Here is a 12797-nt window from a genome sequence, read left to right on the forward strand (position 1 = left end):
GGATGGTTCGAGGCGGCGGGCATGTCCCGCCGCCTTTTTTCGTGGCGGCGGTCACGAGTAAGGGTCGGTGTCTTCGGTGGTCGCGCCCCACAATCCCTGCAGGAGCAGATAGCGCGCGGTGGACAGATAACGCGGGTGCTCGTCGAGCACCCGGGGCTTCGCGCGATCGATGTAGGAGACCACCGTCCGCTGCTGATCGCACAGCGCCGCGACGACGTTGCCGGCGCCCTTGCCGCGGTCGTCGGCGCTCATCGTCGCCAGGGTCGGCGAGCCGCCGCACATCGAGGTCCCCGGGCCCGCGAAGCGGCCCAGGAAGATTTCCACCCGCCGGCCATGACCGGCCTCCACCGCATCGGCCGAGGCGGCCCAGGGCGCGCCACGGCTGTCGAAGACCTCGACCCCGCCTTCCGGGAAATGGAACACGAACGGCATGTCGTCCATGCGGTCGTTCCATCGGTAGTACGTGTCCGATGCGCGAGCCGTCATCGTCTGGACGTGCGTGGCGCAGCCGCTCACCGCGCCGGTCAGCGCCAGCGCGCATGCCACGGGACGGATGTTCCGAAGGTTCATGGCGAACTCCTGGAAAGTGGGGATGTATCCGGAAAACACAGGTACCGCGTCCGAAGCACGCACGTGTCGACGCGGCCGCTCATCGCTCGCTGACGTCCGACGAATCCGCATCCTTGCCCTGCCACCCGCCGCCCAGCGCCCGGATCAGGTCCACGCTCGCCTGGAGCTGGCGCGTGCGTACCTGCTCCGCCGTGCGCTCGGCCTGGAGGGCGGCCGTCTGGGCGGTCACCACTTCGAGGTAGCTCACCACGCCCTCGTTGTAGCGATGGGTGGCCAGCGTCTGCGACTGCTTGCCGGCGTCCGCCGCCGCCATCTCCTGCTGGCCCTCCCGACCGAGCTCCTGGATCAGCGACAGGTTGTCTTCGACCTGCTGGAAGGCTTTCAGGACGACGGCCCGGTATTGCCCGGACGCGGCGGCGAATTCGGCCTTGGCCTGCGCTTCGCGACCGCGACGCAGTCCGCCGTCGAAGAGGTTCAGCGCGGCGGCGGGACCGAGGCTCCAGAACTGGTTGCTGGCGGCCAGCAGGCTTCCATGCCCGACGTCCTGCCAGCCGAACGCGGCGCTCAGGCTCAGGGTGGGGAAGAACGCCGCGCGCGCCACGCCGATGCCCGCGTTGGCGGCGAAGACGCGACGCTCGGCGGCCGCGATGTCCGGGCGGCGCTCTAGCAGCTCGGACGGCACGCCGAGCGGTATCGCCGGGAGCGTCATCGCCGTGGTTTTCGCCGGCAGCGAAAAGCTCGAGGCGGGTTCGCCGATCAGGGTCGCGATGGCATGTTCGGCCAGCGCGCGCTGCACGCGCAGTTCCGTGGCCTGCGCCTGGGCGTCGGCGTATTGCGCGTTGGCGCGGGCTACGTCGAGCCCGGACGAGACGCCGCCGTCCATCCGCTTCTGGGTGATCGTTCGTCCCTGTCCGAACGCATCCAGGGAGTCCTGCACGATCCGCGTTTCGACGTCGATGCTGCGCAAGGCGATATAGGTATCCGCCAGCTGCGCCTGGAGGCTCAGCTGGGCGGAGGCCAGGTCGGCCTCGGCCGCCTGGCCCAAGGCGCGGCCCTCGGCGACCTCGTTGCGGATGCGGCCCCACAGGTCCAGCTCGTAATCCGCCACGATGCCTACCGTGCGCGTGTCGTATTCGTTCGGCTGGTTCGAACCGCGCAACGGGCGGTGGTCCGACTGGCGATCGTTCGTCGGGCTGGCGGAGACGCCGACCTGAGGCGACTGCTGGGCCCCGAGTTGCTGCAACAACGCCTGGGCCTCGTCACGGCGCGCCAGCGCCACGGCGATGTCCGGATTGTTGGCGTTGAGTTTCGCTTCCAGCGAATCGAGCGTCGGATCGCTGTAGATCTTCCACCACGGCGCACGCGCTTCGGTGTCCTTGGGCTCCGCCACCGTCCAGCCTTCCGGATGCGCCGCGCCCTTGTACGCGTCGGGCACGGGGGCCACGGTGGGCTTGACGTAGGCCGGTGCCAGCGAGCAACCGCCCAGGGCCAGCGTCATCGCCGCGCCCAGCGCGAGGACGATGGATTTAGGCACGCTTGGCATGGTCGCCCTCTTCCGGCTGCGGCGTGGCGAGGCGTACCAGGTCGCCCTGGGCCAGCGAATCGGTCGGGTGGTCGATGATGCGATCGTTGGGCTGCAGGCCCTGGTCGATTTCGAGCTTGTCGCCCAGGTCCATCGCGATGTGCACGTCACGCAGCACCACGCGGTTGTCCTTGCCCAGCACCGCGATCTGCGGCCCCGCGGCGCGGAAGAGCAAGGTCGTGGCCGGCACGGTCACGGTATTGCCGGGCGCGTGGGTGGCCAGTTGCACCTCCGCGAAGTCGCCCGGCAGCAGGTCCTGGTGCGGGTTCTCCACCTCGAACTGGGCGAGCAGGGTGCCCGAAGCGCGGTTGATCGCACGCGACGTGCCGATGAGCGTGGCATCCACCGTCTCGCCGCCATGGCCCAAAACGAGCAACTTCACCTTCATGCCCTGCACGATGCTCGATGCATAGCCCTGCGGCACCTGGGTGTACAGCCGCATGCGGCTCGTGTCGGCGATGGAGAAAAGGGGATCGCCGCCGTCGTTGTTGGCGGTGATGAGGTCGCCGATGTCGGTATTGCGTGCCGTCACCGTGCCGTCGAACGGCGCGACGATGCGCTTGAAGGATTCCAGCGCGGCGAGCCGGTCCACGTCGGCCTGGGCGCCCAGGACGTTGGCCCGCGCCGTCTCCGCCTCGCTGGCCTTCTCGTCCGCCTCCTGCTTGGAGACCGAGTGCGAATCCAGCAGGTTCTGCCAGCGCTTGGCCGTGATGTCCGCCAGGCGCACGTTGGCCTGGGCGCGGACCAGTTCGGCCTTCGCCTGCTCGAACTGCTGGTCGAGCTCGGGCGTGTCGATGAGCGCCAGCACCTGGCCCGCCTTGACCTTCTGGCCGATGTCGACGTTCCACTGCTTCAGGTAACCGCCGACGCGCGCATGGATGGGCGTGGCGATCCACGCGTCGAGATGGCCGGGCAGCGTGAGCCCCTGCGTGCTGCTCAACGCGGAGGCCGAAATCACCTGGACGCTCGGCGTCAGTTGCGCTTCGGTCCACGTGCCCAGGTCGTGCGACTCGACGGCGCGCAGGGAAAGGCCCGCGATGACGCCGATGGATGCCAGCGCGATGCCGACGGCCAGGGCCAGACGAACACGGGGCGGGCGCCCCAGGGTAGGTGCGGATGCTTCATGCGACATGGGAGGGATTTCCGATCAGGCGATCTTCAGAGGGAGCGGGCGCGGTACGGCCATGGACGATGGCGAAGATGACCGGCACGAACAGGAGGGTGGCGAAGGTGGCGAAAAGCAGTCCGCCGATCACCGCGCGACCGAGCGGCGAGTTCTGCTCCTGGGTCAGCGCCATGGGAAGCATGCCGATGATCATGGCCAGGGCCGTCATGCAGACCGGGCGGAAGCGGGTGAAGCCCGCTTCGAGAGCCGCCTTGAAGGCGTCGCCGTGTTCGGCGAGCCGTTCGCGGCAGAAGCTCACCACCAGGATGGAGTTGGCCGTGGCCACGCCCATGCACATGATCGCGCCGGTGAGCGCGGGTACCGACAGGCTGGTATGCGTCAGGAACAGCATCCAGACGATGCCCGCGAGCGCCGCCGGCAGCGCGGTGATGATGACGAACGGATCCAGCCACGACTGGAAGTTCACCACGATGAGCAGATAGATCAGCACCACCGCGCCGACCAGGCCGAACAACAGGCCGCTGAAGGCTTCGTTCATCGTGCCGACCTGGCCGTGCAGGCTGACGAGCGTACCCGGCGGCCGCTTCGCCGCGAATTGCTCGAGCACGTGCTGCACGTCCGCGGCGACGCCACCCAGGTCGCGCCCCTGGATGGAAGCGTAGATGTCGTACGACGGCATGATGTTGTAGTGGGACACCACCGCGTCGCTCGGGCCACGCGTGAAGCTGGCGATACCGCCCAGGATCTGGGTCGATCCGTTGCCCGCGGACGTCACCGGCAAGGCCTTCAGGTCCGACATCGAATCCATCAGGTACTGGGGCGTGGCGGCCACGATGGCGTAGGACACGCCGTTTTTCGGATTGAGCCAGAACGCGGGCGCGACCTGCGAGCTGCCCGCCAGCGACGCCACCATGCTGTTGGTCACGTCGCGTTCGGTGATGCCCAGGCCGTCGGCTCGCACGCGATCCACCTTGACGTTGAGCTGCGGATAGCTGGAGCTTTGCTGGAGGCGAACGTCGACGATGCCCTTGATCTTGCGCAACTGCTTGAGGATCTCTTCGGCATAGGCCTCGTTGGCCTTGCGGTCGCGTCCCGCGATCGAGACGTCCAGGGGCGAGGGCGAACCGAAGTTCAGGATCTGGCTGGTCATGTCCGAGGGCAGGAACGAAAACTGCGTTCCGGGGAATTCCCTCGGCAGCACTTCGCGAAGGCGCTTCATGAACTCGGCGGCGGGGCGATGGCCTTCCTTGAGCACGATCTGGATGTCGCCGTCCTGCGAGCCGATGGTGCCGCTGCTGCTGTAGACCAGGTTCACGCCCGACAGCGGAAGGCCGATGTTGTCGATGATCGTGTCCAGTTCCGCCGGAGGGATGACCGAGCGGATGGCTCGCTCGATGTGATCGAACTCCGCCGCGGTTTCTTCCACGCGCGTGCCCATCGGGGCGCGAACGTGCATCGACAAAGAATCGGAATCGACATCGGGGAAGAAGTCGCGGCCCAGCGCCGGCAGCAACGCGAAGGAAACGAGCACGAACCCGAGGAAGCCGACGACGAAGCGCTTCCGGTTCGCCAACGCCACGCCGAGCACCCCGTAGTACGTGTCTCGCACCTTGGTGAACCGGTGCTCGAAGCCGAGCTGGAAGGCGATGAGGCCCCGCACCACGGCATGGTGGCGCTTGGGAGCGTGCTGGTCGCCTTCATGATGGTTGAGGAATGCGTCTTCCGGATGGTTTCCCTTGCCGTGTTCCGTCGTGTGCGGCTTGAGCAGGAACATCGCCAGCGTCGGCACCAGGGTACGCGAGAGGATGAAGGACGAGACCATGGCGAAGATCACCGCCAGGGCCATGGGACGGAACAGGAAACCGGCGATGCCGTCGAGCATGAACATCGGCACGAACACGATGCAGATGCACAGCAGCGATACGAAGGCCGGCGTCACGATCTGCTTGGCACCATCCATGATGGCGCTCATGACGTCCTTGCCCTGCTCCAGGTGCCAGTTGATGTTCTCGATGGTGACCGTCGCGTCGTCCACCAGGATGCCGACGGCGAGCGCCAGGCCGCCCAGCGTCATGACGTTGAGCGTCTGTCCGAATACCGCCAGCAACGCGATGGCCGAGAGGATCGCCAGCGGAATGGACAGCGCGATGATCACCGTCGACCGCCAGCTGCCCAGGAACAGGAGGATCATCACCGAGGTCAGCACGGCGGCGATCACGCCTTCGCGGGCCACCGAGGCGACGGCCGACTTCACGAAGAGCGACTGGTCGCTCAGCAGGTGCATCTTGAGCGACTTGGGCTGGGTCTCCGCGATGAGCGGCAAGAGTTTCTTGATGCCCGCGACGACGTCCAGGGTGGATGCGTTGCCGTTCTTCAGCGCGGGCATCAGCACGGCGCGCTTGCCGTCGACGCGCACGACGTTGTTCTGCGGCGGCGCGCCGTCGCGTACGTGGGCCACGTCGCCGATGGTGATGGTGGCGCCGTTGATCGTCTTGATGGGCAGGTTGTTAAGCTCGTCGATGGCCGTCGGGCTGTTGTTGAGCTGGACGTGGTATTCGTACGTGCCGATCTTGGCCGTGCCGACCGGGATGATCTGGTTCTGCGCGGCGAGCGCGTTACCCACGTCCTGCGCCGACAAGCCCTTGGCGGCCAGCGCCCTTGGATTGAGGTCGAGCGTGACCTGCTTCTGCTTGCCGCCGTAGGGCGTCGGGATCGCCACGCCCGGCACCGAGATGAGCGTCGGACGCATGAAGTTCTGGGCGATGTCGCGAATGGTCGCCTCGGAGAGGACGGAGCTGGAGAGCGCCATCTGCAGCACCGGAACGGTCGAGGCGTTGTAGTTCAGGATGAGCGGCGGGGTGATGCCCGGCGGCATCTGCTTGACCACCGTCTGCGAAATCGACGTCACCTGCGCCGTCGCGGTGCGGATGTCCACGCCCGGCTGGAAGAAGATCTTGACGATGCCCACGCCGGGCAGCGACTGCGACTCGATGTGCTCGATGTCGTTGACCGAGGTGGTCAGCTGGCGCTCGTAGTAATAGATGACGCGCCCGGACATCTGGTCCGGCGGAAGGCCGTTGTACGTCCAGACGACGCTGATGACCGGGATGCCGATGTTGGGAAAGATGTCGGTCGGCGTCTTGATCGCGGCCATCGGGCCCACGATCAGGATGAGCAGCGCCAGTACGATGAACGTATAGGGCCGCGACAGGGCGATGCGGACCAGCGCTAGCATGCGAGGGCCCTCGCACCCGCCCGGGATGACAACTGGATGACGCACCCGGACCTGCGGGTGCGCCGATGGAACGCGGTCGCTTTCATCGGTGGAGCCACTCGGCTTGCCTCGGGCAGAATCGCCCAATGCCATTATTCCGACCGATTCTTGTGGGAATCTTTTGTCCCGCGAAGCAACCCGGGCGGGTCAGCGGTCGGCGTCGATCACTGGGGCGGCAAGCGCTTCGAGGCGGATGCGAACCAGCAGCCCTTGCCCGGTGGGCGCCTCGAGCAGCTCGATGGTCCCTTCGTGCAATTCGACGGCGCGCTGCACGATGCTCAGGCCGAGCCCGTAGCCGTGCTCCTTCGTATCCAGGCCGCGCTGGAACCGGTGGAATGCCGCGTTGCGCCGATCCGGGGGGATTCCGGGGCCATCGTCGCAGACATCGACGACGGCCTGGGTGTCCACCTGCCGCACGGCGATGTCCACGCGGCTCCGCTCGGGCGTGTGACGAAGGGCGTTTTCGAGGAGGTTACGGAACATCGCCGTCAACGCCACCTCGTGCCCCGCGACGTCGATGCGCGGCTCGTCGTGGGAGAGGCTCAGGGAGATGTCTTTTTCCGCGATGATCGGCGCGAGCTCTTCGACCACCTCGGTCGCCAGCGCGACGAGGTCGATCGGGGTGCGCTGCTCGACGGCGGCGCCGGCCTCCAGCCGCGCGATGGCGAGGATCTGCTCGATGCGCCGGCCGAGCCGTCCCAGGCTCCGTCGTGCTTTTTCCAGCATGAGTTTCGTTTCGCTCGTGTCTTCGGCGATGAGCGCGCTTTCCAGGTGGATCAGCGTGGCGGCGAGCGGCGTGCGCAGCTCGTGCGCGACGTCGCCGGCAAAGCGATGCTCGCGCTCGAGGGCGTCTTCCAGCCGCTCGAGCTGCTGGTTGAGCGTGACGATGAGCGGCTTGATCTCGTCCGGCGATCGCTGGATCGATACCGGCTTGCGGCTGCGCGGAGCGCGTTCGGCGAGGACCTGCGTCAAGGCATCCAGCGGCCGAAGGCCTTGCTTGACGGCGAGGCCCGCCAGGATCGCCAGCAGGGGCAGGCCGATCAGCAGCGGGAGCGCGTGCTCGAGGATCAATCCCTGGGTGATGTCGTACCGGTTCTCGGCGCGCTCGCCGATGCGGATGGTCAGGTTGAAGCGATTGGTCAGCGTGAACAGCCGCCACTGCGAGCCGTTGTGCTCGATATCGCTGAAGCCGTGTTCGCCATGCCCGGGAGGAGGCAGGTCGGCGAGGTTCGCCGTGGCGGCGATCAACGTGCCGCGGGGATCGTAAGCCTGAAAGCCCACTTCCGGTTCGTAGTTGCGCGGGTGGACGGCCACGACCACGGTGCCGCGCTGGGCGTCCGTCGCGAGCTCGAGGGCGCGTTTGGCGTCGTCGTCCGTGTAATCGCGATGTCCGTAAGCGATGAGGGTGCCGAGCGTGCGACCGGCCTGGGCCAGGCGTCCGTCCAAGAGCTTGACCATCTCCTGCCGTTCGCGGTGGTAGCTGATGGCGCCCAGGGGGATCAGCACCACGACCTGCACGGCGATGATGAGCCAGGTCAGCCGCGTGCGGAGGCTATCGGATCTCACTTGGGTTCCCGGGGCATCATGTAGCCGATGCCGCGCACGGTATGGATGACCTCGGCGCTCAGTTTTCGCCGCAGCCAGTGGACGTGCACTTCGATCGCGTTGCGGTCGACGACCGTGTCGAAGCCGTACACCGATCCTTCCAGGCTCTCCCGGCGAACGATCCGTCCGGCCCGCTCCATGAGGATGCGAAGGACCGCGAATTCGCGCCGGGTCAGGGAAATGCGCTCGCCGCGGAACTCCACGTCGGTGGTCGCCAGGTCGAGCACCAGGCCGCCCACTTCCACCCGGTTGTCGACCAGGCCCTGCGCACGCCGGGTCAGGGACCGTATGCGCGCGGCCAGTTCACCCAGGTGGAAGGGCTTGACCAGGTAGTCGTCGGCGCCCAGGTCCAAGCCCTTGATCCGCGCTTCCGGGGCGTCGCGGGCCGTCATGACCAGGATGGGGGTCTTCACGCCCGATCGCCGGGCATCCAGCAGGAGTTCGAGGCCGTCCTTGCCGGGAAGACCCAGGTCCAGCAGCACCAGGTCGAATCCCGCGTCGGGCAGCGCGGCCCCGCCGACCCGGCCGTCGGTAAGCCAGGTGACCGCATACGACTGGTGCTCCAAGGCATGTTTTATCGCCTCGCCCAGCTCGATATCGTCTTCTAGCAATAGGATGTGCATGACCTGGTGAGGGGATGGACTGGCAGGAAGCCGAAGATGGTCGCCGCGAAGTCTTTTCCCAACCTTTTGTGGGGCGTGGGCCGAGTCTAGCGCCCGGTGGTCCGGCGCGCGTCAGAACCCGTAACGCAGGAACCCGCCGTCCACGGCGACGATCTCGCCGGTGACGTATGCGGAAGCGGGCAGGCAGAGAAAGGCCACGGCACCGGCGACCTCCTCCGGCTCGCCGATGCGCCCCATCGGCGTGCGGTCGAGCACTTCTTCCAGGTATTCGGCATCCGCCAGCGCGGGCTCGCTGCGCTGGGTGCGGATGTACCAGGGCGCCACGCCATTGACGCGAATGCCGTCCTCGGCCCATTCGCAGGCCAGGTTACGGGTCAGCTGGTGAAGGGCCGCCTTGGTCATGCCATAGGGCGAACCGGTGCGCACGTGCACGATGCCCGACACGGAGCCCACGTTCACGATGGCCGCGTTCGCGTGCTGAACGAGGTGCGGATGGGCGAGGCGGCACATCTCGTAGGCCGAGAACACGTTGAGTTCGAAGATCTGCCGGTAATCGTCCGGCGTGTAGTCGAGCGTGGGCTTCACCACGTTGCCGCCGACGTTGTTCACCAGCAGCGAGAGATCGACGTCGAGGTCGGCGACCCAGTCGAACACGGCCAGGCGATCTTCCGCATCGGTCAGGTCGGCGGCCATGCCCATCACCTCCACCTCGGGGCATTCCTCGGCGAGCAACTCGCAGACCTCTTCCAGCGCATCGCCGTCGCGGGCGACGAGCAGCACGTCGGCGCCCAGCACCGCCAGTTCGCGGGCGCAGGCGTAGCCGATGCCCTTGCTTGCGCCGGTGACCAGGGCGGTGCGGCCGTCGAGGCGCCAATGGGTGAGTCGTGGATGCATGCGGGGCTCCGGATGATGGGTCGCATGGTACATCGGGTTAAGCTTGGGAGATGGACGCCCATACGCCCCTGCTCACCCTCGACCGTGCCACCGTGCTGCGCGGCGACCGTACGCTCGTCGACGACCTGTCCCTGTCCATCGCGCAGGGCCAGCACACCGCCATCCTGGGTCCCAACGGCTCCGGCAAGTCGACGCTGGTGAAACTCATCGAGCGACGGCTCTATCCGCTCGTGCACGACGACGGCTCCCCCGTGCTGCGCGTGTTCGGGCGCGATCGCTGGAGCGTGGCCGAGCTTCGTTCCCTGCTGGGCGTGGTCTCGTCCGACCTGCGCAGGGAATTCGAAGCCACGCACGAAACCGCGCTGAACACCGTGCTCTCGGGTTTCTTCGCCTCGATGACGCTCGGCCTCGACCACGCGGTGGACGACACGATGCGCGAGCGCGCGGTGCGGGCACTCGATCGCGTGCAGGCGACGCACCTGGCCGAACGCGACGTGTCCACCTTGTCCACGGGCGAAGCCCGCCGCGTGCTGATCGCCCGTGCCCTCGTCCATGCGCCCCGCGCCCTGCTGCTCGATGAGCCGTGCGCGGGCCTCGACCCCGGCACGCGCCGACGCTTCCTCGACCTTCTGCGCCAGCTGGCCCGCGAAGGCACCACGCTGCTGCTGGTCACCCATCACGTCGAGGAAATCGTGCCCGATATCGATCACGTGGTGATGCTGCGCGAGGGGCGTCTCTACGAGCAGGGCCCCAAGGCGGCCCTGCTTTCGGAAGACCGCCTGTCCCGGCTTTTCGGCTGGCCGATGGACGTGGACCGGAACGGCGGATTCTACGGCGCGAGATTGCGCTGACCCGACGGCGGCGCGAGACTCGGGGCTCGCCGTGGAGTATCGCCATGAAACGCCTCGCCCTGCCCTGCATCCTCGCGATCGCCTGTGCCGCCTGCTCGAAACCGCCGCAGCCCGAGCAGCCGCCCAAGCCCCAGGCCGCCGCAGCCGTGGCCACGCCGTGGGATTCGATGAAGGCGCAGGAGAAGAAAGCGCAGGACGTGCAGAAGGTGGTGGACCGGCAGGCCGAGGATCAGCGCAAGGCGATCGAGGCGCAGGAGCAGTAACGGCCTGCGCTTCGCAGGAATCGCGGACAGGGTCCGCGATTTCAGATCGCCTCAGCGCGGCGAGCAGAAGCAATACGCGTAGACGTTCGGCTTGCCCGCCTGCGCCGTGCGGAACAGCGCGAACTCCGGGGCCAGCTTCGGCAACTCCGCCACCCACGACGGGAGGCGGACGCCCCACGACATCAGCACCTTCGCCTCGCTGCTGTCGCCCACGTTGGTGAGGAAGCGCTCGAACGCCCCCATCGGCTTCTCGGCGTAGCGCACGCCGTAATCCTTGCCGAGGTTCGCTTCCTGCGCCGCGTCGCGAATGGCGTCGTCGAGGCTGCCGAGCTTGTCGACGAGCCCACGCTGCATGGCCTGCTCGCCCGTCCACACGCGGCCCTGGGCGATGGCATCGATGGCGGCGAAGTCCTTGCCGCGCGCCTTGGCCACGCCGCCGACGAAATCGCGGTAACCCTTGTCGATGATGCTCTGGATCAGCACGCCTACCTTCGGATCGAGCGGCCGGGTGACGTCGAACGCGCCGGCGAGACCGCCGGTGCCCACGCCGTCGCTCTTCACGCCGATCTTCGCCAGCGTGTCGGGCACGGTGAAGAACATGCCGAAGATGCCGATCGAGCCGGTGATGGTGTTCGGTTCGGCATAGATCCGGTTGGCGTTCATCGAGATCCAGTAGCCACCGCTGGCGGCCACGTCGCCCATGGACACCACGACGGGAATACCGGCCTCGCGGGTCAGTTCGACCTCGCGACGGATCTGCTCGGCGGCGTAGACCTCGCCGCCGGGCGAATTCACGCGCAATACGAGCGCCCGCGTGCGGCGATCCAGGCGTGCCGTGCGGATGAGCGCGGCGGTGGATTCGCCGCCGATGCTGCCTTGCGCTTGCTTGCCGCCGGTGATCTCACCCTCGGCCACCACCACGGTGACGCCCGGCGAGGTCTGCAACAGGTCGGCGGTGCCCAGGCCCGTGGCGGAGAGATAGCCGGCGAGATCGACCTGACGGAAACCCTGGTCTTTCTTGCCCGCCGGCACACCCTCGTGGCGCAGCATCTGCACGAACTGCTGTTCGGTGGCGATGCCGTCGACGAGCTTTTCTTCCTTCGCCAGGTCGGCGAGGTTGCCCTTGGCGTTCTGCACGCGGTCGGCGAAACCGTCGACGTCGCCGCGCAACGCGGCCGGATCGAGGTGACGCAGCTTCGCGGTCTCGCCGATCCACGTATCCCACAGCCCACCCAGCCAGTAGCCGTCGGCTTCCTTCGATTCCGGCGAGGCGTGATCGAGGATGAACGGCTCGGCGGCGCTCTTGAACTGGCCCACGCGGAACAGGTGCACCTGCACGCCCAGGCGGTCGAGCATGTCCTTGTAGAACAGCCGATAGTTGGCCAGGCCGGTGGCCATCACGCCGCCCTGCGGATCGAGGTAGATCTTGTCGGCGTGCGCGGCCAGGTAGTACTGGCCCTGCTCCATGCTCGAGGCCCACACCAGCACCGGCTTGCCGGCGGCGCGGAAGCGATCGAGCGCGGCGCCCACTTCGCGCAGCGCGGCGAAGCCGCCGGCGGCGAGCTTGTCGGGGCGCAGCACGATGCGGCTGATGCGATCGTCCTTGGCGGCGGTATCGATGGCCCGCACCATGTCGCGCACCTGCACCTGCTTCACGCCGTCGCCGGAGAGCTTGCCCATGGCGCGGGAGAGCGGGTCGGCGCTGTACTGCTCCACCAGCTGCCCTTCGGGCGCCAGCACCAGCACGCTCTTGTCGTCCACCGCGTTGGTTCGGTTGCTGGCGTAGATGGCCAGCAGGAACGCCGCGAGCAGTCCGAAGAAGAAGACGTTGAGGATGAACAGCCGCACGAAGTTGATGCCGCGGCCCAGCGAGCGCAAGAAACCGCCGAATCCGCCGCCGCGACGGCGAATCGGAGGCACGGGCTTCGGCTGCGGGGGCAGTGGCGGGGGCGTGGCGTCGAAGCGGTCCGACATGGAGCGTATTCCTTGAAGGTTGGGCCGAGCGTAGC

At 67.4% G+C, this 12797-nt stretch carries 10 protein-coding genes; 2 read left to right on the top strand and 8 right to left on the bottom strand.

Annotated elements, in window-relative coordinates:
- Window positions 1-51 precede the first annotated feature (51 nt).
- From L2Y94_RS19290 to L2Y94_RS19320, 7 genes are all read right to left on the bottom strand, one after another.
- Window positions 52-570, bottom strand: coding sequence for a hypothetical protein (locus L2Y94_RS19290; RefSeq protein ID WP_247371211.1), 519 nt, complete (start codon window positions 568-570; stop codon window positions 52-54).
- 79 nt (window positions 571-649) lie between these two features.
- Window positions 650-2113 (bottom strand): efflux transporter outer membrane subunit, encoded by a 1464-nt coding sequence (locus L2Y94_RS19295; RefSeq protein ID WP_247371213.1) that lies wholly within the window; start codon window positions 2111-2113, stop codon window positions 650-652.
- The gene (locus L2Y94_RS19300; protein WP_247371216.1) at window positions 2097-3284 is read right to left on the bottom strand and encodes an efflux RND transporter periplasmic adaptor subunit; all 1188 of its coding nucleotides are present in this window, start codon (window positions 3282-3284) and stop codon (window positions 2097-2099) included. Before L2Y94_RS19300 ends, L2Y94_RS19295 begins: the two co-directional genes overlap by 17 nt.
- Window positions 3274-6513 (bottom strand): efflux RND transporter permease subunit, encoded by a 3240-nt coding sequence (locus L2Y94_RS19305; RefSeq protein WP_247371218.1) that lies wholly within the window; start codon window positions 6511-6513, stop codon window positions 3274-3276. Before L2Y94_RS19305 ends, L2Y94_RS19300 begins: the two co-directional genes overlap by 11 nt.
- 186 nt (window positions 6514-6699) lie before the next feature.
- On the bottom strand, window positions 6700-8118 hold the full coding sequence (locus tag L2Y94_RS19310; RefSeq protein WP_247371220.1) for a sensor histidine kinase: 1419 nt from the start codon (window positions 8116-8118) through the stop codon (window positions 6700-6702).
- The gene (locus L2Y94_RS19315; RefSeq protein ID WP_247371223.1) at window positions 8115-8780 is read right to left on the bottom strand and encodes a response regulator; all 666 of its coding nucleotides are present in this window, start codon (window positions 8778-8780) and stop codon (window positions 8115-8117) included. The genes L2Y94_RS19310 and L2Y94_RS19315 overlap by 4 nt, the downstream gene beginning before the upstream one ends.
- 111 nt (window positions 8781-8891) lie before the next feature.
- The gene (locus tag L2Y94_RS19320) at window positions 8892-9674 is read right to left on the bottom strand and encodes an SDR family oxidoreductase (RefSeq protein ID WP_247371225.1); all 783 of its coding nucleotides are present in this window, start codon (window positions 9672-9674) and stop codon (window positions 8892-8894) included.
- Window positions 9675-9724: 50 nt separating this feature from the next.
- Here L2Y94_RS19320 and L2Y94_RS19325 point away from each other — a divergent pair, with 50 nt between their 5' ends.
- Together L2Y94_RS19325 and L2Y94_RS19330 are read left to right on the top strand one after the other, a co-directional pair.
- Window positions 9725-10525 (top strand): ABC transporter ATP-binding protein, encoded by an 801-nt coding sequence (locus tag L2Y94_RS19325; RefSeq protein ID WP_247371228.1) that lies wholly within the window; start codon window positions 9725-9727, stop codon window positions 10523-10525.
- 44 nt (window positions 10526-10569) lie between these two features.
- Window positions 10570-10788, top strand: a complete 219-nt coding sequence (locus tag L2Y94_RS19330; RefSeq protein ID WP_247371231.1) for a hypothetical protein — start codon at window positions 10570-10572, stop codon at window positions 10786-10788.
- A 51-nt stretch (window positions 10789-10839) separates the two neighbouring features.
- Here the strand turns inward: L2Y94_RS19330 and sppA are convergent, their stop codons facing one another.
- On the bottom strand, window positions 10840-12762 hold the full coding sequence (gene sppA / locus L2Y94_RS19335; protein ID WP_247371234.1) for a signal peptide peptidase SppA: 1923 nt from the start codon (window positions 12760-12762) through the stop codon (window positions 10840-10842).
- Window positions 12763-12797: the final 35 nt, after the last annotated feature.

Source organism: Luteibacter aegosomatis, assembly GCF_023078455.1.
GTDB lineage: Bacteria > Pseudomonadota > Gammaproteobacteria > Xanthomonadales > Rhodanobacteraceae > Luteibacter > Luteibacter aegosomatis.

What these genes read in the sequence shown, in the direction of transcription:
- L2Y94_RS19290 (WP_247371211.1), bottom strand. Translation starts at nt 570, where the DNA reads ATGAACCTTCGGAACATCCGTCCCGTGGCATGCGCGCTGGCGCTGACC.
- L2Y94_RS19295 (WP_247371213.1), bottom strand. Translation starts at nt 2,113, where the DNA reads ATGCCAAGCGTGCCTAAATCCATCGTCCTCGCGCTGGGCGCGGCGATG.
- L2Y94_RS19300 (WP_247371216.1), bottom strand. Translation starts at nt 3,284, where the DNA reads ATGTCGCATGAAGCATCCGCACCTACCCTGGGGCGCCCGCCCCGTGTT.
- L2Y94_RS19305 (WP_247371218.1), bottom strand. Translation starts at nt 6,513, where the DNA reads ATGCTAGCGCTGGTCCGCATCGCCCTGTCGCGGCCCTATACGTTCATC.
- L2Y94_RS19315 (WP_247371223.1), bottom strand. Translation starts at nt 8,780, where the DNA reads ATGCACATCCTATTGCTAGAAGACGATATCGAGCTGGGCGAGGCGATA.
- L2Y94_RS19320 (WP_247371225.1), bottom strand. Translation starts at nt 9,674, where the DNA reads ATGCATCCACGACTCACCCATTGGCGCCTCGACGGCCGCACCGCCCTG.
- L2Y94_RS19325 (WP_247371228.1), top strand. Translation starts at nt 9,725, where the DNA reads ATGGACGCCCATACGCCCCTGCTCACCCTCGACCGTGCCACCGTGCTG.
- L2Y94_RS19330 (WP_247371231.1), top strand. Translation starts at nt 10,570, where the DNA reads ATGAAACGCCTCGCCCTGCCCTGCATCCTCGCGATCGCCTGTGCCGCC.
- sppA (WP_247371234.1), bottom strand. Translation starts at nt 12,762, where the DNA reads ATGTCGGACCGCTTCGACGCCACGCCCCCGCCACTGCCCCCGCAGCCG.